This window comes from Oceanobacillus kapialis, from assembly GCF_044790185.1.
Classification (GTDB): domain Bacteria; phylum Bacillota; class Bacilli; order Bacillales; family Amphibacillaceae; genus Oceanobacillus_B; species Oceanobacillus_B kapialis.
Genome location: NZ_CP085256.1, coordinates 2,084,173 through 2,105,726, shown reverse-complemented (window position 1 = coordinate 2,105,726; position 21,554 = coordinate 2,084,173). Strand labels below are relative to the sequence as shown.

Genomic DNA, 21,554 nt, shown 5'->3' with positions numbered 1-21,554 from the left:
GCTAATGCCTATAATTCAATTTTATGTTGATTAAATCGTTTTGTGTCTGTCCTCTAAAAGATAATAAAAAAAGCACCTCAAATGAGGTACTTAGTTAGTGCAATATGAGAGGTTTGCGGTATTCTACGTGGTTTTGCAATGTTTTTAGACCGGTATATCCATAATTGTTTTTAAATAGGGATATTATATTTATGTTTGATACAGTCTGTTACAACAGTTTTGTCACTATGATGCTCTTTCTTGGTCCCTGTGATTTGGTATTGTTCATTCCCTTTACCGGCAATAATAAGAATATCACCTGGTTCGCTAATTTCCACCGCATGCTCGATTGCTTCTTTACGATCAGCTAGCATACCATAATTCTTATGTTGCATTCCTTTTTCCATACCACGTAGAATTTCCTGAGGATCTTCGTTTCGCACATCATTGATGGTTAGAATTACGACCTCGGCAACAGATGCTTCTTGTGCCATAAGGGGGCGTTTTTCCTTATCTCTGTCGCCACCTGTACCCGCGACATAAATTAGTCGATTTCGTTGTAAGTGCGCAACAGATGCAATAGAGCTACGGATAGCATCAGGTGTATGGGCGTAATCAAGGTAAACCTTTATCGGTGCATCGATTGGTATTTGTTCCATTCTTCCTTCAATGGGATTAATAGACCTAAGTAACGCTACAGCCTTAGAAACGTGCACACCTTTTACAAATAATGTAGCTATTGCGGCAAGCACATTGTATACATTAAACTCGCCGAGAAGCCTGGTTTCTACAGAAAATTCTCCTTCTATACTCTCTAGCGTAAATACTGTTTTATCCTCAAGATACTGGATTTGTTTTGCTTTAAAGTTAGCATTCTCTAAAATACCATATGTGACAACTTCAGCAGGAGTTATGTACTCATACTTTTTAGACCATGGATCATCGCTATTAAGGACAGCAAACTTCTTCCTTGCTGTGTCATTACCTAACTGGGCAAACAACAAGCCTTTTGTCTGCCCATATTGCTCCATGCTTTGATGGTAATCCAGGTGGTCTTGAGTCAGGTTAGTAAAAACAGCAATATTAAAGTCGATTCCCCAAACTCTGCCTTGAGCCAAACCATGGGAGGAAACTTCCATCACAACATCTTCTACTCCTTGTTCAGCAACATCTCTAAATAGTTTCTGGTTTTCTAGTATATCACAGGTAGTGTTACTAGTAGCCGTCACTTCTCCCGCAACTGTCATGCCGTTCGTGCCAGAAAGAGCTGTTTTTCGACCAACTCCCTCGAGTAATTTATTGATAAGACTAGAGACACTTGTCTTTCCATTTGTTCCTGTAACGCCGATTACGTCCATCTGTTTAGAAGGATAGTTATAAAATTTATTTGCTAAATGAGCAAGTGCTTTCATGGTGTTTGGCACCAAAATGATTGATGCACCTTTTACATGAATACCCGGATTGTCCTCAACTACTATAGTAGTTGCACCACGCTCTAAGGCTTCTTCAATAAAGTTATGTCCATCAACTGTATAGCCTTTAATACATACGAACATGGAACCTTCTTCAACTTTTCTAGAATCTTGTTGGATCGATTTAATTTTCTCAGGAAGAAGGCCAATTATTTGTTTGACTTGGAGAACTTCTAGTAAGTTTTTTGTTTTCATTGCCGTCACCTCAAATCTTTCTTCGTTGTCTTATTTTACCCATATCGGTATGTGACTAATCGTTTATTGTGGTATTTACAGGACATTAATTTCCTTTAAAGAAAAAAGCGACTAATAGAATAGTCGCTTTTAGTTTTTTTCGGATGAATGTTCCTTGACATAAATATCTTTAGCTTCCTGATAAGCATCTCCACGATTTTTCAAGAAAGGTTTTACCCCGTTGGCATGGGCGGCTCTACCAATCATGTGAGCGGACACCGGTGCCGTTAATAATATAAACACAATTGCCAGCAATAACTTTCCACTTACAATAGAATGTGCAGCATAGAGATATAAAAAAGCTGCAATTAATATAAAGGCAATGCCTAAAGTGGAAGCCTTGGTAGCAGTATGAAGTCTTGTGTAGACATCTGGAAATCGTACAATGCCGATGGAGGAGGACAATATGAAAAAGGTCCCTGCTAGTAAAGATATAATTACCAGAATGTTAATGATGATATTAATTAAGGTCTCTATCAATGATAACACCCTTTTCTAAGTATTTTGCGATGGAAAGCGTTCCTAAAAACGCGAGTATCCCAACAAGGAGAATGACATCATTGAGTTTAGATGTTACAAGATAGATTGCCATAATTCCAGCTAGAGCCATGATATTTATGCCAATTGCATCTAAAGCAACGGCGCGATCTGGCTGAGTTGGTCCTATAATCACTTGATACAGAAGCAATAAAAGGGATATGGCTACTCCTGCAAAACTGATCGTGACAGCTATACTTAAAATATTCTCTGTCATGTTTAAAACATCTGTCATCTTGTCACCTCCAGTATTGCTTTTTCAAAGGTATCCTTAATAGATGTAATGGCTTCTTCTCTGTCATGTATGTGCATTGCATGAATATAAATTTTAGAATTATCATGAGCAATATCTACTGACAGAGTACCAGGCGTTAAGGAAATTAAGTTAGCTAGTAAAGTTATTTCCCAATTGCTTTTTACATCAATAGGCAACTCAAAGATGCCTGGTTCAAAATCCTGTTTACGTTTATAAACTAGTTTAACGATTTCCAAATTGGAAGATAACAATTCTTTCATAAACAGTAATAGGAGAGCTAGAATTTTCATGAACCGTCTCAGGTAAAATGTGTCTGGCACAAAACGGCGCAACATGAATAGCAGAAGGATACCTAACAAGTAACCAGCTATAAAACTGGGAGCAGAATACGATTCACTTAGGAACATCCATAAGAATGCGATGATTAAGTTTATAACAATCTGAAATGCCATTAGCTCACTACTCCTTTAAAACGGAATCAATATATATTTGTGGGTCCATTATATACGCAGCAATGGAGTCTGCAATGGTGTAGAAATACTCTGCCCCAAGCCCCAATATCACAGAAAGGGCTAGTAGAAAAACAATGGGAGCAACCATTCCTTTTGTTGATTTCTTTTCTATATGTCCCATGGCGTCTTTATCTCCCCAAAATGCGTTGATAAAGATCTTGGCAATGGAATACAGAATAAGTAGACTTGTTAAAAGTCCAATGAGAATAATCACGATGTGCTCACCCTTAAAAGCTCCTTGCAGTAGAAGCAGTTTTCCTATAAAACCACTGAATGGCGGAATACCAGCTAAAACGAAAGCTGCGATGAATAAAAGCCAACCTAGTAACGGGTATGTATGAAGAAGGCCGCCCATCTTCCTTAGATCAGACGTACCAGCAACATAAGCAATAACCCCCATTAGTAAAAACAGTGCTGACTTAATAAGCATATCATGAACCAGGTAGTAGATAGACCCGCTAATTGCCGTTTCGTTCATAACACCTATTCCAAGTAGGATAAACCCTATTGCAGGAATGATATTATACGCAACGATCAGCTTGATATTCGTAGTGGAAAGGGCACCAATAATACCGAATACCATCGACAAGCCTGCAAACCAGATAAAGATATCGTGTGTTAATTCAATTCGATGTACGAAAATTAGCGTGAACACACGAAAGATTGAATAGATTCCAACCTTTGTTAATAGAGCTCCAAATAAAGCAGAAATGACAGGATTTGGAACAATATATGATTTCGGAAGCCAGTAGTAAAGAGGGAACAACGCAGCCTTTGTAGCAAAAACAAAGAATAGAAGAATTCCTACTGTAGTTAATATACCTTGTTGTTCCGCTTCTTGAACACGTTGCGCAATCTGTGCCATATTGACTGTACCTAATGCCCCATATACAAATGCTACAGCTGTTACAAAGAGCATTGAAGAAAATAGATTTATAAGCAAGTATTTCAGTGATTCCCTTAATTGTACCTTATCGCCCCCAAGCACAATTAATGCGTAGGATGCCATAAGCAAAACTTCAAAGAAAACAAAGAGGTTAAATAAATCTCCCGTAATAAACGCCCCTGAAACACCTGTAATTAAGAAAAAGAAAAATGGATAAAAGTAAAATTTTTCTTTTTCTCCTAGTCCCGCAGCTGGAGCATAAAAGGCGCACGCTACGGCGATTACATTTGTCGTTAAGACAAGAACTGCCGCTAGGGAATCCATTACAAGGATAATCCCATAAGGTGCGACCCAATCCCCTGTTTGCATTGTAATCGTACCATTATTTATCACTTCCCAAGCAATATAACCACTTAATCCAAGCCCAATTAAAGAAAAGATTTTAGTTAAGGAACGTGATACTTTTACCTTCGAATTGAAAAAGATTAATACAATGGCCGCGATTAGCGGCAGTATGATCGGTAGAACTGCTAAATTACTCATTTGCCTTACCCCTTAATTGTTCCATATTGTCTGTATTATTTTCCTTTGTCGTCCGATACGCCAGCACAAGAAGTAAGCTAGTCACACCAAAACTGATAACAATGGAAGTTAGAATTAAAGCCTGAGGAAGGGGATCAGTATAATCAGAAACCCCTTCTGTAAGGATCGGAGGTTGCCCGGTTTTTAGCTTCCCCATTGTTAAAATAAAAAGATGGGCGCCGTGGGAGAGTAGGGCAGTGCCGATAACAATACGCAATAATTGTTTTTGTAGCAAATTATAGATGGCTGTCGCAAACAATATTCCAGATAAAATTAGAATTAAAAACTCCATTATTTCGCCTCCTTGTTTTTCTTAAGTTTAATGAGGCTAAAGATCGCAAGTGCAGCTATACCGAGCACTGCAATTTCAAATAAGGTATCTAGTCCACGCATATCTACTAAAATGACGTTCACAACATTATCCCCGCCGCCTAGTTTATATGAGGTTTCTAGGAAGTAATCTGAGATAACGTCAAACCAGTTTGTGCTATGTGCAGAGATACCAATTAACGTCATCATCGTACCAAAGCCGATTGCTATGATAGCATTCATAATTTTGGATCCACTAGAATCATCTGTTTTTCGTAACTTTGGTAAATGATAGAAGCAAAGTAAAAACAATGCTACTGTTATGGTTTCTACAACAAATTGCGTTAGGGCGATATCTGGTGCCCTGTAAATGACAAATAAAATGGCAACACCATAACCGACTACGCCTAGGATAAGGATGGCAGCCATATTATGTCTAGTAAAGATCGTTGCAATTGCTGCAATTGCCATGACAGCTGCGACAGTTACTTCAATGACTGTAATCTCAGCCAAATTGTCTGTACTAATCGTAAATCCGTTTGTCACAAGCATGAAGCCGATAGTCACTACAATCATGGTACCAAGGATTAATGTCATATAAAGCTTTAAAGATCCTGTCATATAAGAATTTGTAATACCTGCTGAATAGGTATCCAGTTTTTTAACAAGTCCATCGTAAACTTTGTTAAAACTTAATTTTCCAGGAAGTGCCTTGTATATCCCGGTCCATTTTTTTCTGGTTAGGAAGAGGACAAGGCCGATTACAACAACAGCTAAGGACATATGCAATGGCGTGTAGTCCCAACCATGCCAAAAACTTATTTTGTGATATTCAACGTTACTGTTGATTGCTTCAGCAGCATGCTGAATGAAAGGAGCATTGATCATTTTCGGGAATAGACCGATAAGGATAACTCCTAAAATTAAAATGATTGGTGACAAGAGCATTCCAAAAGGTGCTTCGTGTGGTTTTTTCGGCAATTGATCGAGTTTTTTAGGTCCAGTAAATACACCGAAAAAGAAATACATGGAATATACAAAGGTAAAGATACTTCCAAGGATTGCCAGATAAGGAATAAGATTTGCTAGCAAGGAAGCATTCTCTAAGTGAATTGTTGAGTCAAAGAAAAACTCTTTACTATAGAAACCGTTTAAGAATGGTAAAGGGACGCCTGCCATGGAAAAGGTTCCAAATATGGCCAAGGTTGCAGAGATAGGAAGTAGTGTAAATAACCCACCCAGTTTCCGAATATCTCTAGTCCCTGTTTCATGATCAATAATACCAGCAACCATAAACAGGCTGCCCTTAAATGTAGCGTGGTTAAGAATATGGAAAACGGCAGCGAAAACGGCTATTGTTGTACCGAATCCTAACATTGCCATAATCATACCTAACTGACTGATAGTAGAGAAGGCGAGAATTGCCTTTAGGTCCGTTTGTCTAACAGCCATATAGGAGCCCCAGCAAAGTGTGATAATTCCTACTAAACTTACCGCAACAAAAAATCCTTCATACCCGGAGAAAATTGGGGAAAATCTTGCAATCAGAAAAATACCCGCTTTAACCATCGTAGCTGAGTGGAGGTATGCACTAACTGGTGTTGGTGCTTCCATAGCATCTGGCAACCAAATATGGAATGGAAATTGAGCAGATTTAGTAAAAGCACCAAGCAATATCAAAGCGAGAATTAATGGCAGATAATCACTTGAAAGGATAACATCTGCTTGACTAATCATCGCTTGGATACTTGTCGTACCCGTTATAACAGATAGTAAGATAAATCCACCAAACATGCTTAAACCACCAAAAATGGTGATTAGCATCGATTTTAAAGCACCATATCTTGATCTTTCCTTAAAGTGCCAATACCCAATTAGTAGGAAGGAAGAAATCGATGTTAGTTCCCAAAAAGTATATAGAACAAACACATTATCCGAGAGAACAACACCTAGCATTGCTGTCATAAACAATAATAGGTATACGTAAAAATGCCCTAATCGTTCTTGTTTATCAAGATAGAAGATGGAGTAAAGGACAACGAGTGAACCTATGCCACTTATTAAAAGGACAAATAATAAGCTAAGTCCATCGAGATAAAAATCTAAGTTGATTCCCATCGATGGGATCCAGTTGTAGGTTTGACGAACAGGAGTGAAGTCCTCTCCTACAAACCTAATAAAATATAAGAAGATTAAAAATGGGACAAAGAAAGCAAATATTCCAGTATGTATCTTACTTTTAGCCTTGCTGAGTGCAGGAATAAAACAAGCAACAAGAAGTGGTATTAATACAGCAAATATCATCTAATGGTATTCCTCCTTATAAATGTCTTCATGGTGTTTTCTATGTGTAAATCCTTTACTCTTCCATTAGGTAATTGGTTTTAATCATCATGGCAATCAATTAGGTTTCGCTTCCATTCAATGTAATTGTAATTCAGGTAATTTATAGACTAAGTTTACCCCAATATTCCATGATTAGTTTAACACAATATAAAACCAAGAAAAATAAATAACCCCTGTTATTTCGCAAAATAATAGGGGTTAACGCGTTTCTTCATATTTAAATAAAAAAATTTTTAGACGGGTTTTTTGTCTTTAATTCTATGAGATAATCTTCTCCTGTGAATTTCTTCTTCAATTAGATTTAAAAAGTCAGGGCTTAAATTTAATTCATTTGCTGTGTAATAAGATTCAATTAGTAGTTCATCTGACAAATGTTCCATCAACTTAGCCCTCCTAAAGTTTGTAATTTTCTAATAAGGTTATTAATAACTTACCACTTTCTAATAGGCAGGACAAGGTGAAAGTTATCTACATAGACCTGTAGATAAAGTGTGTATAATTACTTTTTTATATCGACAAATGTTGTTATAACAAGTTTTATAATGTGAGTAACGTTATCCACAAGCGCGGAATATAGAGATATTTGTCGAACGATTTATGGCATGTTTCTCTCGGTCTACAGGTTTCCCCATAGAAATTGTTTCTTCTTATGAGACAGTAGCAAAGGGACGCTGAACAAGTAGAAACATGTTTTCGTGGGGAGTATCATTTAATTTCTCCATGTTTAACAGATAATATAAGTCCTATCTTTATTTAAAACACCACCCTGATTGAAGTTTCGCTTCGTGGGATGTTATTATAAGATTGGTTTATAATGGCGATCAGTATGAAAAGAAGACCGAGGACAGAATAAGAGGTGTAAGAGTTGTTAAAAAAGTTTTTGCCAAACGAGCACGTGAAGAGCGTGTTTGAGATTGAGCCAGAGGTTTTAAAAAGCAAAGGAATTAAAGGGATTATAACGGACCTTGATAATACACTAGTAGCCTGGGATGTTAAAGATGCTACTTCTGAAGTTATGGAATGGTTTAAAGAAATGAAAGAAAACGACATTAAAGTAACAATTATTTCAAACAATAACCAGGAGCGTGTTAAAGTTTTTGCCGAACCACTTGACACGCCTTTCGTTTTCAGTGCTAGAAAGCCGTTAAGTAAAGCATTTAAGTCGGTTGCAAAACAAATGGGAATGAAAAAAGAGGAAATTGTTGTAATAGGGGACCAGTTGTTAACAGACGTGCTAGGTGGAAATTTTGCTGGCTTCTATACCATTTTAGTAGTCCCGATTGTTCAAACAGACGGGAAGATCACAAAAATAAATCGTACTATTGAACGAAGAATATTACATTATATGAGGAAAAAAGGTAAAATCACTTGGGAGGAGTAAGGATGGAAGAAATATATTGTCAAGGCTGTGGTGTCCTTATTCAAACAACAGACCCACAGGCTCCAGGGTATACGCCGGCGTCTTCTTTACAAAAGGAAAACATCCTTTGTAAACGATGCTTTCGGTTAAAACACTATAATGAAATTCAGGATGTTGCTATAACAGATGATGACTTTCTTAAGATGGTAAGCTCTATACGAAAAGCAAATGGACTTGTTGTGCATGTTGTGGACATTTTTGACGTCCATGGAAGCCTTATTAAAAGTCTTCCGCGAATTGTTGGCGATAATCCTATTGTATTAGTTGGAAACAAAGTAGATTTATTACCGAAGTCTGCAAATAAAAGGAAGCTTGAGCAATGGTTACGCACCTCTGCTAAGGAAGCAGGAATTAACGTAAAAGAGGTCTGCTTAATTTCTTCTACTAAAGGATATGGAATGAAAGAGTTGTCTGAGGTTATCGCGGACCAACGGGAACAACGAGATGTTTATATCGTTGGAACAACCAATGTAGGGAAATCAACTTTTATAAATCGCTTAATTAAACAATCTACGGGGTATGGAGAAGTGATTACTACTTCTTATTTCCCTGGTACAACACTTGGGTTCATTGAGATACCACTTGATGAAGACTCATCACTTATTGATACTCCAGGAATTGTAAATAGACAGCAAATTGCCCATTATGTTTCGGATGAGGATTTAAAATTAATTACGCCTAATAAAGAAATTAAACCAAGAGTTTACCAGTTGAACAGTGGACAAACCCTCTATTTTGGCGGGTTAGCAAGATTGGACTTTGTAAAAGGAAAAAGGCAGTCCTTCGTATGCTACTTTTCAAATCAACTACCAATTCACAGAACTAAATTGGAGAATGCTGATGAGTTATATACTCAACACATTGGGGAGCTTTTGTCACCGCCAGATGAGAAAACATTGCAGGTATTGCCTGAATTAAAGGAAAGCTCCTACCGTTTAACGAACGGAGAAAAAACAGATATTGTTTTTCCAGGTTTGGGGTGGGTTAGTGTTAATTCCGAAGATATAACCGTAACGGCGCATAGCCCCAAAGAGGTGCCTGCCTCTATACGAAAATCATTATTATAAGGGGGAGCACATGGATTATCGATTAGGTTTGATTGGATACCCTGTAGAACATTCTCTTTCTCCTTGGATTCACGAGTCATTTATGAAACAGATTGCAGTGAAAGGGAGCTATACAAAATACGAAATTCCCTTAAGTGACGATTTCTCAAAGCGAATTGCGAACATAAAGAAAGAGGGATTACAAGGATTTAATGTGACTGTTCCTTATAAACAACGTATCATTCCTTTTTTAGATAAAATAGATTCGATCGCAGGTGAAATAGGCGCTGTTAACACAGTTAGTTTTGAGGATGGATTGTGGGTCGGATATAATACAGATGGTTTTGGTTACTTGCGTTCCCTTGAAATGGAATTTCCAGCATTAATGGAGAATACCGCTATTCGAATCTTGCTGGTTGGTGCAGGCGGCGCATGTAGAGGTATCTACCATACGTTTGCAAACGCTGGATTTCGCAATGTTGATATTGCTAATCGAACAATAGAGAAAGCTGAAGACATTACTAAAAAGCATGAGAAACTAAACACGAAGGTGTTTACTTTAGAAGAAGCTGCAGAACGTACAGATCAATATGATTTAATTATTCAAACCTCTTCAGTGGGGATGAAGCCTGGAATAGAAGAAAAAATTATACAATTAGACAGGCTGAAAAAGGGAGCAATTGTAAGTGATATTGTTTATCAACCAATTAAGACTGCCTTTTTAAAACAAGCCAAAGAAAGTGGTGCAGCCATCCATTTTGGCCATACGATGCTTTTATATCAAGCTCAGTATGCCTTTGAGATTTGGACAGGCAAACGTGTACCAATCGATGACATGGACAAAAAGCTAAAACTATTATTGGAGGGATAATTGCATGTTAACAGGTAAACAGAAACGATTTTTACGTGCAGAAGCAAACCAGCTAAAGCCTATTTTCCAAGTAGGTAAAGATGGAGTAAATGAAAATATGGTGGAACAAATTGGCGATGCATTAGAAAAAAGAGAGCTAATCAAGGTTAGCATTTTGCAAAACTGCTTAGAGGATAAGCATACAGTAGCCGAAAAATTATCGGAGGGGACAGGAGCTGAAGTAGCCCAAATTATTGGAAATAATATTGTGTTGTATCGAGAATCTGAAGAGAATAAGCAAATTACGCTTCCTTAGCCGGGTGTTATGATGAAAAAAATAGGCTTACTTGGAGGTACGTTCGATCCACCACATTTAGGACACCTTATGATTGCGGAGGAGGTCCGTGAGAAACTCGGTCTCGAAGAAGTGTGGTTTATACCGTCGTATAGTCCACCCCATAAAGAGGATTTAGGTACTACGGCAGTAGACCGAATGAACATGGTTAAATGTGCAATTCATAACAATGCTTTTTTCAAGGTAAATACTATTGAAGTAGACACGCCAGGGAAATCCTATACACTCGATACTATTAAACGGTTGAGAGAGGATTATCCCAATTACAAATTTTACTTTATAATTGGTGCGGATATGGTTGAATATTTACCATATTGGCAGGGGATTGATACGTTAGTCGAATTAGTACAATTTGTAGGTGTTAAAAGAGCGGGTTCCAGCTTAAACACTGACTATCCAGTTGTAACCGTTGAAATACCTGGTATTGATATCTCTTCAACGGAATTGAGGGATAGGGTGAAAGAGAACCGGCAAATTACGTATTTAACGACAGAACCTGTGCAAGCATACATTAAGGAGAATCAACTGTATGAAGATTAGTAAGGCGAAGCAGTTAGTAGAGCCACAACTAACTAAAAAAAGATATGATCATTCCATTAGAGTTGCAAAAACGGCACATTATCTTGCTGAACTTTACGAGGAATCAACGGAGAAAGCTGAGCTGGCAGGTGTGTTACATGATTATGCTAAATACCGCTCTCTGGAGGAAATGGCTGAGCGAATTAAACGATCTAAGCTACCTTCAGATTTATTGGAATTCCACTCAGAATTATGGCATGCGCCTGTAGGGGCCCTTATAGTAGAAGAGGAATGTGGCTTAAAAGATGAAGCCATTCAGCTTGCTATCAAATACCATACAACGGGAAGAGCCAATATGACAGCGTTGGAAAAAATAATCTTTTTAGCAGATTATATTGAACCAGGTAGAAGCTTTCCGGGTATTGAAGAAGTAAGAGAAGCAGCGGAAACCAATTTGGATTATGCATGTTGGCTTGCATTGCGAAACACCATTCAATATCTTTTAAGAAGGAAAGCAAAAATTTACCCTGATACTTTCCATGCATATAACGATTTAAGCAGACACATAAACGGAGGTAATGAATGAATGGAAAATAAGGAAATTGTAAAATTAGCGGCATCTGCTTGTGACGATAAGCGTGCAGAGGATATTACAGCACTTGACATGAATGAGGTTTCATTGGTAGCAGATTATTTTTTAATTTGCCATGCAAATACGGAGCGACAAGTCCAGGCAATTGCTCGTGGAATTAAAGAAACAATGGACGAGGCAGGCGTCCCTGTGAATCGAATAGAAGGTCTAGAGCAGGCAAGATGGGTTCTTGTCGATTTAGGAGATGTGGTTTGTCATGTCTTCCACCGAGACGAGCGAATTTATTATAATCTAGAAAGACTTTGGGGAGATGCTGATCGTCTTCAATTTACTGAAGAGGATAGCTAAATGGCCTACAAACAGATGGCGAACGTTTATGATCGTCTTATGGAAAACGCGCCATATGAGAAGTGGTTAACGTTTACAGAGTCTATTTTCAAACAATATGGAAAGTCCGTTCAATCCATTGCTGATTTAGGTTGTGGTACGGGAGAGATTACTAAAAGGCTTGCTTTAAATGGCTATCGGGTAACAGGTGTAGACTATTCTGCTGACATGCTCACATTCGCTGAACAGAAATGTAGTGGAGCAGGTCTTACTGTGCAATGGTTACATCAAGATTTAACCGAATTACAGGGATTACAGGAATTGGATGCAGCAATAAGCTATTGCGACGTTATGAACTATATTACGACAGAAGAGGACTTAAGCCGCGTCTTTCAAAATGTTGCCGAAAGTTTAAAAGAGGATGGAATCTTTATTTTTGATGTACATTCCATCCATCAAGTAGAAGAAAACTATGTGAACCAGACATTTGCGGATGTGATGGAGGATGCCTCTTATATTTGGTTTTGTCATCAAGGGGATGAGCCTGGAGAGATGTTTCATGAACTAACCTTTTTCCAATCTCAACAAGATAATACTTATGTACGTTTTGATGAAATGCATCACCAACGCACGTTCACACCGGAATTTTATATAAATTTATTAAAAGAAACCGGCTTTAAAAATATAAATTTATACGGAGACTTTCAGGAAAAAGACGAATCTACAATAGGAAATGCCGAACGAATCTTTTTTTCAGCAGAAAAAGGAGAAGGATAATCAGATTATCCTCCTCTTTTTTAATTAAAGGAATAATACAAAATGTGTCGAAAGAAGGAGAGGAGAAAATTACTTTATAATGGAAAGGAGTGAATTTGGTTGACGGACATAATAAAGAAGGCAGGAATTTTTATTGTAGCAGCAATTGTTATGGTGCTTTTTCTCTTTCTTTCAAAGGATAATTCCCCCAGTGACAAGGAAAGCCTCAATCTAGTCAATTCCCCGGAACCTGATGATAGTCCAGATGAAACTGATAAACAGCTCCCAGTAGAAGGTCCAATGTACATTGATATAAAGGGAGAGGTAAAGGAGCCTGGCGTATTTAAAGCAAGTTCGGGAGATAGAATTAAGGACATGGTGCAAATGGCTGGAGGTTTTACGTCAGAAGCGGATCAAACACAAGTGAATCTCGCGCAAAAAGTTCATGACGAAATGAGTATTATTGTCCCAAAAGTTCATGAACAAGCTGATGATTTACAAAACGGGAATGCCGAGCTTGCTGAGAATGGTAAAGTGAGGATAAACTATGCGAGCAAGGAAGAAATTGAAACATTAAACGGGATAGGGCCATCCAAAGCGGAAGCAATTCTTGCTTACCGGGAAGAGAATGGTTATTTTCAAACAATTGAGGATTTACTTGAAGTCTCAGGGATCGGAGAACAAACGATAGAACAATTCCGAGATTCTGTTCAAGTACCTTAAGGAGATATGCCAAATCACGTTATTGACGTATGCAAGCAGCGAAAATAAACTACAAGTAATACGTTAGAGAAAAAGGGGAATTGATGATGGAAAGAATTTCGTGGGATCAGTATTTTATGGCGCAAAGCCAGTTGCTTGCGTTACGAAGCACATGTACGCGGTTAATGGTAGGAGCCTCTATTGTCCGAGATAAACGGATTATTGCAGGTGGATATAATGGTAGTGTTTCAGGGAGTGTTCATTGTATTGACGAAGGATGCTATGTAGTAGACGGCCATTGTGTTCGCACCGTGCATGCTGAAGCAAATGCTTTGCTGCAGTGCGCAAAATTTGGCGTGCCAACGGACGATGCAGATGTATATGTGACCCATTTTCCCTGTCTTCAATGCTCGAAACAATTAATTCAGGCAGGTATTAAAACAATTTATTATAAAGAGGATTACCGAAATAATGAATATGCTATTCAACTATTTAAAGAGGCTGGTGTGGCAGTGAAAAAAGTGGCCTTAGATTATTTAGCAGTTGATTTAAATTATCGTGAAAAACAGCAATATGTTAATGAACTAATTGAAAAGTTATCAGATCGTACGGATGCACAAGAAGTAGTGCAATTGAAAGCGAGAGCGGAGGCGCTATTCTCCGTACCTGGTAGTGGGAAATAGAAGGTTGAAAGGAAACTGGCATATAGTAGCTCTTGCTGTAGCGGTAAGTATAATTACGGTGCTAACATCAAGCTATCTCATTATAATTTGCTACATATTATGGCTTGGATTTCTGTTTTATAGGAGGAGGCTGGGGGCAATGCTGTTACTACTTGCCTCAGCCCTTCTCTCCTTTTTCCTTCTCTATATTCCTGCGATTGATTCTTCCTCATTTATATCAGAATCTTCCCTTCCAGAACAGAACTTTGCTGGCCGTATTGTCGGGCCAGTTGAAAAAAATGCTACTCGTACCCAATTTACTTTCGAAGATTATTTTACAAATCAGAACTTTTCAATTCTCTATTTCCCTAAAGAAAAAGAGAGGATGGACTTTTCTTCTCATTTGAAAACAGGCGCAACATGTGAGTTCACCGGCGAACCTGAATTACCTGACCCAAGTACGAACCCTGGCGAATTTAATTATCGTTATTATTTAAGTACACAAAAAATAACACACCAGGTCTATATTGACTCCCTGCAAGATATTTCCTGTGCGGGTCAGGGAACTCTACATCGCTTTTATACACTTCGTACAAATATGATGACCTACTTGGACGAAAGATTATCAGATACCACGAGTGCCTGGATGAAGGGGTTAGTATTAGGGGATGATTCTGCAATTCCTGAAGAGACAATTGAGTTATTTCAAAGATGGAGTTTATCACATCTTTTGGCAATATCCGGCTTACATGTTGGGCTCTTTGTGGCTTTTCTATATTTTTTTCTTGTAAAATGTAACGTGATGACAAAAGAGAAAGCTCAATGGCTAATCGTGTTTCTACTTCCGGCATATGCAATTATAGCAGGTGGTGAGCCCTCGATCTGGCGTGCAAGCACCATGGTAATTTGTTTTATTTTCCTACGAAAGGCAATGAAACGGTTCAGTTATACAGATGTCCTTAGCTTTGTATTTCTTTTGTTAGTTTGTTTTGATCCTTATTTGGTATATCATGTTGGTTTTCAGCTCTCCTTTTTAGTCACCTTTGGCCTCCTACTTTCTCAAAGGTGGATAGCAAAGACGTCAAACCTTATCATACAGGGGCTTAAGATCAGTTTTGTCGCACAAATGATGATTCTGCCAATACTATTCCACCACTTTTATACCTTTCAGCCACTCTCCATTCTTATGAACACTTTAATAGTACCTTATTTTTCAATCGTTATTATTCCTTCTATGTTTTTCTTTCTTCTTTTTTCTCCATTCCCTATTATTTCCCTTTTAGATAAATTGTTTGTTTCTTTACAGGAGCTACTTCTGACTATATTAACTTTTTTTGATGACAATTTTTACTATCCTTGGTCAACGGGCTGGATGTCAATAGAAGTGGCTATTATGTATTATGGCTTATTCCTTGCCTTTATGTATTTACTTCAGAATGGGCTGAATAAACAAGCATTCTTACTTGGGACATTGATGACCGTATTTGTTTCTGTTGTTATAGCAGCGCCATATTTTTCTCCGTATGGTAGGGTTACCATGCTTGATATTGGTCAGGGAGACTCATTTGTAATAGAACTACCGTACCGTCGTGGTGTGTTTATCATTGATGCCGGAGCTGGTGTGTCATTTCCTGAACACATTCCCACGAAAACGAAATATAAACGCATCATACAACCATACTTAAATTCCAGAGGGATTTATGAAATTGACGCACTGATAGTAACACACCAGGATGTTGACCATTCAGGGAGCATCCCATACCTTATAAAGGATTATAATCCGAAGCAGTTAATTATTAGTGATTATTTTCAACCGGACCGTGCCTCAATCGATTTATGGGAACAAGAAGGTTTGGTTGTCAGCCAAGTGAAAAAAGGAGATCAACTGCGGCTGGGCAGTGAAAGTTTTCATGTATTAGCACCAATGGTCGACAAAGGATCGCCGAACGAGAATTCGATTGTTTTATTTGGGGAATTTGGTGGGAAGTCATGGCTGTTTACAGGGGATATTAGTAAAGAGGAGGAGCAGGAGCTTATAGATGTTTATCCGTCTATTGAGATCGACGTATTAAAAGTTGCACATCATGGTAGCAGTACTTCTTCAGACGAAGTGTTTCTAACTAAAATTAAACCAGACTATTCCCTTATATCAGTTGGTAGGGATAATAGGTATGGTCATCCTACCAATGAAGTTATAGAAACCCTGGAAAAGATTGGTACAACTATTTTGCGGACAGATGACCACGGTGCTGTTCAATTTATATTCAAAGAGAAGAATGGAACCTTTTATAAATTCCTGCCATAGGATGGAGTATAAAATTAGAAACAGAGCCCATCCCATTAGTAGTAACTGTAGCATAATGATTCCGGCTACCTTGAATTGCGCACGCTATAGGCAACAAATTTTATCCCGCCTTTGCTGACAGTAAGCCCCCACGGATCAACTGCCAGTACAGGTCCGATTCGTTCAAATTAACATTTGGTGAGGGAGTAGGCGACCTCATTGAATAAAGTTTTACTTTATACATGAAGAACAAGCGCGAAGCAGCCACCTATCATTTTGCTGAAGCAGGGACACCTCTAGTTCATGAAAACGAAAAAGAGACTGGTTAATCAGTCTCTTGGTTAATTAGTGTGCACCAGGCTGTCCAGATTACTTGCCCCTTATTAACGTCCTACAACGCTGATAATAACGCCGATCGCAAAAATTAAAGTGAAGAAAATAAATGAGAAAGCAAAGCCTTTAATGGAGTCCACTACATCATTGTTTTTGGATTGTACATTTTTTTCAAATTCGTTCACTTTCACCCCTCCTATGTCACCATTAGTATAAATTAAAACCATCAAAAAATCCACTTATGGCTAAATATTTGTTAAAGGATTATTCTTCTCCATTTATAGAAAGACTTAACAACCATACTTTATCCTATCGTGGATAATCTATAAAGGAGAAAATATCGTTTTGCTTAAAGTTCCTAGGCCTTGAAGCAAAGCGTTTATATAGATGTTGGAGGGAAATAATGCAGCCTATTTCCCTCCAATTACTTCTTGCTATTCCACCCTTAAGGACTTACCATTATGGTATACATAGTAGTGGAGTGAGTGGAATGAGCTATCAGGAAGTAAAGAAAAGTCTAAAAAAGCAAATTGCTTCGGTCTATTTAATTTACGGTACGGAATCGTATTTTATTGAAAAACTAAAAAGCGAATTAGTGCAAAGAGTATTAGGCGAGGATAAGGATAATCTTGCGGTTTATGATCTTGAAGAAACACCAATTCAAGAAGTGGTAACAGATACAGAAACATATCCATTCTTTGGCGGTCAGAAATTAATTTTTGCCAACAACCCTGTCTTTTTAAAAGCAAAACCCGATAAAACGGCTTTCGAACACGATGTGAACACACTGGAAAGATATCTCTCTCAGCCGGTTGATTATTCTGTTCTTGTGTTGATCGCACCGTATGAGAAAATAGATGAACGAAAAAAAATAAGCAAGCTGCTAAAAAAGCAGGCCACTGTAGCGATTTGCAATCCAATAAGAGACTACGAAGTAAATAAATGGATTAAGGATTTAGCTGTGCAATTTAATATTACGATTGAGCCAGATGCAATGGGAATTTTTGAAACAGAATTATCGACAAACCTGCAAATGCTTGAAAATGAATTGACGAAGCTGGCGTTATATGTGGGAGAAAATGGGGTCATTACAAAAGAGATTGCAGAGCAGATGATCGCTCATACTGCTGATAATTCATCGCTCCGGTTAGTTGATGCAGTGATAGAAGGCGACCTATATAAAGCAATTGCAATAGCCAAGGATTTACAGAAGTTGAAAGAGGAGCCGATCGCTTTAATTGGCTTACTTAGTTTTCAATTTAGGACCATTTTAAGGGTCAAGCTATTAAAACAAAAAGGCTATACACAGGCGCAAATGCAAAAGCAACTAGGTGTCCATCCTTATGTCATCAAGATAGCTTTAAACAGAGAGAAACGATTTCAATTGGAAGTACTACAAAGAATTATTGACCGGTTGGCTAATGCTGATGCTGCAATGAAGGTGGGGGCTATGGAGAAGGAGTTGACCTTTGAGCTGTTGCTCTTCGATTTAATTCAAACCAGATAGTAATAGGCATAAAAATATGGAATAACAAAAGTGCAAGCGCCCATTTAGAGTCGTACGGAGCGAAGGAAGTCTCGCTAGTCTCTGGGCGCTGGAGCTGGACGTGGCTGGTTCAGTTGTTTCGTTATCCACACAACCAGATTTTATAATTTCCTGCACAAAATCAAAAACGATCCGAGCAGGATCGTTTTTGTTTTGGTAATTATGCACCAAGATTGTTAACTTTTTTAGCCAAACGTGATTTTTGACGATCACCGTTGTTTTGATGAATAATACCTTTTTGAACAGCTTTGTCAATGTGTTTTACTGTAGTTTGCAAAGCAGTTTTTGCGCTTTCCACATCATTTGCTTCTACCAGTTTTTCAACACGTTTGATTTGAGAACGCATTTCTGATTTTTGCGCGTTATTTTGCAAGCGTTTTTTGTTGCTTGTATCAACACGTTTCATTGCAGATTTAATGTTAGCCATTGTTTCACCTCCTAAAAAAGCTTTACCCATACATTTCTTATTCACGTATCCGAATCTAATTTAAGTAAAGGCTATGCCTTTATTACTTTGTTAGTGGACAAAAGACATTTTACCAAAGGAACCGATTGTTTTCAATAGCTTTGTTGTCTTCTACAGCAAATTGTATGTTTTAAGTGAATTTGTTCATTCTATTACTAATGAATTCTGAAAGGATGAGAAACATGGAAGAGCAGCAGGAGACAGGTTTTCAGGTTCGAACAGACTTGGCTATTGAAGCGAAAGATATGTATGTGGAAAAGGATCAATCAACAGATAAGAAACTAACAGGGGTTACCATCAAAGAGAGAGAGCAGGATAACATTAAAATTTCATATGTGGATATAGATGAAGCTGGTGCAGAGTTGCTAGGGAAAAAACCAGGGTCTTATATTACCATTTATGCTGACGGTGTAAAAAAACAGGATACAGCAAGGCAGGAAGCAGCAGCTAAGATTTTGGCAAAGGAGTTAGAGGCATTAATAGCCAAAAATAATATTGGGCCAGACAGTAAGGGTTTAATCGTAGGACTTGGAAATTGGAATGTCACCCCAGATGCACTCGGTCCGATGACGATCGAAAAGATTCTTGTTACAAGTCATTTGTTTAAGCTGCAACAAGAAACCGTGGCAGAAGGGTATCGTCCGGTTGCGGCTGTAACACCGGGAGTGATGGGTGTAACCGGAATTGAGACGAGTGATATTATTTTTGGGATCGTGGAAAAGTTTAAGCCTGACTTTGTATTGGCAGTTGATGCACTTGCATCACGATCAATAGAAAGAGTTAACGAAACAATTCAGCTGTCTGATACAGGCATTCATCCTGGTTCAGGTGTAGGAAATAAAAGGAAAGAACTAAGCAAGGAAACATTAGGAGTCCCAGTTATGGCGATAGGTGTGCCTACAGTTGTGGATGCGGTTACCATTACAAGTGATACCATTGATTTTCTTTTAAAGCATTTCGGCAGGGAATATAACGAAAAAGATAGACCTTCAAAAGCTTTAGCACCAGCAAGCTTAAATTTTGGGAGTAAAAAATTCACAGAAGAAGATTTACCTGACGAGGAAAAGCGGAAAACGTTTCTTGGTATTGTCGGCACCTTATCTGATGAAGAAAAACGAAAGTTAATAACAGAGGTGCTTACTCCAATTGGTCATAACCTCATGGTAACTCCAAAAGAAGTGGATGGGTTTATGATTGATATGGCAAGTGTTATTGCGAACGGTGTCAATGCAGCACTACATGAAACCGTAAACGTGGATAACTTCGCATCTTATTCTAGGTAGCAACTCGCTCTCTATTAAAAAACATCTTTTTTAAAAGAATTGGTTCTACCTCCCGATGGCGGCTCATAGAGTGAACTATAGAGTTGGTCATCGGGAGGTTTAATATATGATACAAAAAAATAAAGGGTTTCGATCTATTTATCGAAGAGGCGGCCTTTACCTGGTTGGCCTTATCGTTTTGTTCATTGGCATTGGTATCCTTACTACGATTAAGCCAGCATATCGTATCTCATCAGAAACCATCAGTAATTTAACAAATGACATTGATAGCTCCACTTTTCTCTATCTACTAGGTATGGAAAATAGAGTGTTCACAGAAGCGTATCCAGAAGATAAAAGAATGCCATCCTTAACGTCGACTCTCTTACAGGTTGCTACCAGTGTAAAGCCGAATGACCCAAGAAGCCTTTTAGGAAATGAACTACCTGGGTTTTCTGAATTTGATAGCCGTATTCTTATTGCAGGCGAAGGGACTGACTATACTAACTTACCTATTGAATCATCTCCTCCTCTAGAAGATGTACTTAAGGATCGAGAAGCAGTAGTTGAAGATACGGAAGATAAAGAACAGCAAGAGCAACAATCTGAGAAAAATGAAAAGGATGAAGACAGAAAAGAGTCTCCTACAACAGGTGATAGAGATGTTGTCTATATTTATAATACGCATAATAGAGAATCTTTCCTGCCTCACTTACCTGGAGTTACAGATCCAAATCAGGCAAACCATAAAGAAGTAAATATAACGAAGGTAAGTGATCGTCTAGCCGAGTCTTTAGAGAATAACGGAATTGGGACAAGCGTGGACAAAAGTGATATTAGCAATATACTCAATGAGAAGGGTTGGAGCTATGGGCAATCCTATGATGCTTCTCGAGAAGTTGCTGAAGAAGTATTGGCATCCAATAAAGATATCCAATATGTTTTCGATTTACATCGTGACGCGCTACCACGAGAAAAAACAACAAAGAAGATAAACGGAAAGAATTATGCCCGAATTATGTTTGTAGTTGGTTTAGAGCATGCTAATCATGAGAAAAACCTGAAAGTCGCTTCTGAACTACATCACTTAGTTGAAGAGAAGTATCCCGGTCTTAGTAGGGGAATTATTACAAAAGCCGGGGCTAGAGTGAATGGTGTCTATAACCAAGATCTGACGGAGAATGCTTTATTAGTTGAATTTGGTGGTGTAGGAAACAATTTGGATGAATTATACCGATCAGCTGATGCAGTCGCAGATGTGTTTAGCGAGTTTTACTGGGATGCTGAGAAGGTTGATGCCAGTTCGGAGGGGGAGTAAGGG

Annotated in this window: 24 protein-coding genes; 14 read left to right on the top strand and 10 right to left on the bottom strand. The window is 38.2% G+C overall.

Translation table 11 applies throughout. From position 1 onward, the window contains the following. Positions 1-170: 170 nt before the first annotated feature. The 8 genes from LG273_RS11090 to LG273_RS11055 all read right to left on the bottom strand — a co-directional run bounded on the left by LG273_RS11090 (position 171) and on the right by LG273_RS11055 (position 7,493). Positions 171-1,646 carry a UDP-N-acetylmuramoyl-L-alanyl-D-glutamate--2,6-diaminopimelate ligase gene (locus LG273_RS11090; RefSeq protein WP_404453556.1) on the bottom strand — a complete coding sequence of 492 codons (1,476 nt, stop codon included), beginning with the start codon at positions 1,644-1,646 and terminating at the stop codon, positions 171-173. Between the two features lie 129 nt (positions 1,647-1,775). Further along, the gene (gene mnhG, locus LG273_RS11085; protein WP_379564583.1) at positions 1,776-2,165 is read right to left on the bottom strand and encodes a monovalent cation/H(+) antiporter subunit G; all 390 of its coding nucleotides are present in this window, start codon (positions 2,163-2,165) and stop codon (positions 1,776-1,778) included. Beyond that, positions 2,146-2,457, bottom strand: coding sequence for a Na(+)/H(+) antiporter subunit F1 (locus LG273_RS11080; RefSeq protein WP_404453552.1), 312 nt, complete (start codon positions 2,455-2,457; stop codon positions 2,146-2,148). The genes mnhG and LG273_RS11080 overlap by 20 nt, the downstream gene beginning before the upstream one ends. Beyond that, positions 2,454-2,930, bottom strand: a complete 477-nt coding sequence (locus LG273_RS11075) for a Na+/H+ antiporter subunit E (protein WP_379564579.1) — start codon at positions 2,928-2,930, stop codon at positions 2,454-2,456. The genes LG273_RS11080 and LG273_RS11075 overlap by 4 nt, the downstream gene beginning before the upstream one ends. A gap of 7 nt (positions 2,931-2,937) precedes the next feature. After that, complete coding sequence (locus LG273_RS11070; protein ID WP_379564577.1) at positions 2,938-4,419, bottom strand: Na+/H+ antiporter subunit D; 1,482 nt, start codon at positions 4,417-4,419, stop codon at positions 2,938-2,940. Next, on the bottom strand, positions 4,412-4,750 hold the full coding sequence (locus LG273_RS11065; RefSeq protein ID WP_379564575.1) for a Na(+)/H(+) antiporter subunit C: 339 nt from the start codon (positions 4,748-4,750) through the stop codon (positions 4,412-4,414). Before LG273_RS11065 ends, LG273_RS11070 begins: the two co-directional genes overlap by 8 nt. Then, entirely contained in the window at positions 4,750-7,071 is a 2,322-nt protein-coding gene (locus LG273_RS11060; RefSeq protein WP_379564573.1) for a Na+/H+ antiporter subunit A, read from the bottom strand. Before LG273_RS11060 ends, LG273_RS11065 begins: the two co-directional genes overlap by 1 nt. 275 nt (positions 7,072-7,346) lie before the next feature. Beyond that, a complete protein-coding gene (locus LG273_RS11055) occupies positions 7,347-7,493 on the bottom strand; it encodes a sporulation histidine kinase inhibitor Sda (RefSeq protein WP_379564571.1) in 147 nt (48 codons plus the stop codon). Positions 7,494-7,978: 485 nt separating this feature from the next. Between LG273_RS11055 and LG273_RS11050 the strand changes: the two genes are divergently transcribed. From LG273_RS11050 to LG273_RS11000, 11 genes are all read left to right on the top strand, one after another. After that, positions 7,979-8,494 carry a YqeG family HAD IIIA-type phosphatase gene (locus LG273_RS11050; protein WP_379564569.1) on the top strand — a complete coding sequence of 172 codons (516 nt, stop codon included), beginning with the start codon at positions 7,979-7,981 and terminating at the stop codon, positions 8,492-8,494. Positions 8,495-8,496: 2 nt separating this feature from the next. Next, positions 8,497-9,600 carry a ribosome biogenesis GTPase YqeH gene (yqeH, locus tag LG273_RS11045; protein WP_379564567.1) on the top strand — a complete coding sequence of 368 codons (1,104 nt, stop codon included), beginning with the start codon at positions 8,497-8,499 and terminating at the stop codon, positions 9,598-9,600. 10 nt (positions 9,601-9,610) lie between these two features. After that, on the top strand, positions 9,611-10,450 hold the full coding sequence (aroE, locus tag LG273_RS11040; RefSeq protein WP_379564565.1) for a shikimate dehydrogenase: 840 nt from the start codon (positions 9,611-9,613) through the stop codon (positions 10,448-10,450). Between the two features lie 4 nt (positions 10,451-10,454). Further along, positions 10,455-10,745, top strand: a complete 291-nt coding sequence (yhbY, locus tag LG273_RS11035) for a ribosome assembly RNA-binding protein YhbY (protein WP_379564563.1) — start codon at positions 10,455-10,457, stop codon at positions 10,743-10,745. Between the two features lie 12 nt (positions 10,746-10,757). Then, positions 10,758-11,324 (top strand): nicotinate-nucleotide adenylyltransferase, encoded by a 567-nt coding sequence (locus LG273_RS11030; RefSeq protein WP_379564562.1) that lies wholly within the window; start codon positions 10,758-10,760, stop codon positions 11,322-11,324. Then, positions 11,314-11,889 carry a bis(5'-nucleosyl)-tetraphosphatase (symmetrical) YqeK gene (gene yqeK / locus LG273_RS11025; protein ID WP_379564561.1) on the top strand — a complete coding sequence of 192 codons (576 nt, stop codon included), beginning with the start codon at positions 11,314-11,316 and terminating at the stop codon, positions 11,887-11,889. Before LG273_RS11030 ends, yqeK begins: the two co-directional genes overlap by 11 nt. Further along, a complete protein-coding gene (rsfS, locus tag LG273_RS11020) occupies positions 11,890-12,243 on the top strand; it encodes a ribosome silencing factor (RefSeq protein WP_379564560.1) in 354 nt (117 codons plus the stop codon). Further along, the gene (locus tag LG273_RS11015) at positions 12,244-12,999 is read left to right on the top strand and encodes a class I SAM-dependent DNA methyltransferase (RefSeq protein WP_404453542.1); all 756 of its coding nucleotides are present in this window, start codon (positions 12,244-12,246) and stop codon (positions 12,997-12,999) included. Between the two features lie 99 nt (positions 13,000-13,098). After that, positions 13,099-13,701, top strand: coding sequence for a helix-hairpin-helix domain-containing protein (locus LG273_RS11010; RefSeq protein WP_404453539.1), 603 nt, complete (start codon positions 13,099-13,101; stop codon positions 13,699-13,701). A gap of 86 nt (positions 13,702-13,787) precedes the next feature. Further along, the gene (locus LG273_RS11005; protein ID WP_379564555.1) at positions 13,788-14,363 is read left to right on the top strand and encodes a ComE operon protein 2; all 576 of its coding nucleotides are present in this window, start codon (positions 13,788-13,790) and stop codon (positions 14,361-14,363) included. Beyond that, positions 14,353-16,647, top strand: coding sequence for a DNA internalization-related competence protein ComEC/Rec2 (locus tag LG273_RS11000; protein ID WP_404453536.1), 2,295 nt, complete (start codon positions 14,353-14,355; stop codon positions 16,645-16,647). Before LG273_RS11005 ends, LG273_RS11000 begins: the two co-directional genes overlap by 11 nt. Before the next feature lie 362 nt (positions 16,648-17,009). Here LG273_RS11000 and LG273_RS10995 read toward each other — a convergent pair whose 3' ends face one another. Continuing rightward, complete coding sequence (locus LG273_RS10995) at positions 17,010-17,144, bottom strand: YqzM family protein (protein ID WP_379564551.1); 135 nt, start codon at positions 17,142-17,144, stop codon at positions 17,010-17,012. Positions 17,145-17,449: 305 nt separating this feature from the next. Here LG273_RS10995 and holA point away from each other — a divergent pair, with 305 nt between their 5' ends. Then, on the top strand, positions 17,450-18,466 hold the full coding sequence (gene holA, locus LG273_RS10990) for a DNA polymerase III subunit delta (RefSeq protein WP_404453530.1): 1,017 nt from the start codon (positions 17,450-17,452) through the stop codon (positions 18,464-18,466). 199 nt (positions 18,467-18,665) lie between these two features. Here holA and rpsT read toward each other — a convergent pair whose 3' ends face one another. Further along, positions 18,666-18,932, bottom strand: coding sequence for a 30S ribosomal protein S20 (rpsT, locus tag LG273_RS10985; RefSeq protein ID WP_379564547.1), 267 nt, complete (start codon positions 18,930-18,932; stop codon positions 18,666-18,668). A 221-nt stretch (positions 18,933-19,153) separates the two neighbouring features. Between rpsT and gpr the strand changes: the two genes are divergently transcribed. Next, positions 19,154-20,254, top strand: a complete 1,101-nt coding sequence (gene gpr / locus LG273_RS10980; protein ID WP_404453527.1) for a GPR endopeptidase — start codon at positions 19,154-19,156, stop codon at positions 20,252-20,254. Positions 20,255-20,360: 106 nt separating this feature from the next. Beyond that, entirely contained in the window at positions 20,361-21,551 is a 1,191-nt protein-coding gene (gene spoIIP, locus LG273_RS10975) for a stage II sporulation protein P (RefSeq protein ID WP_404453524.1), read from the top strand. Positions 21,552-21,554 lie beyond the last annotated feature (3 nt).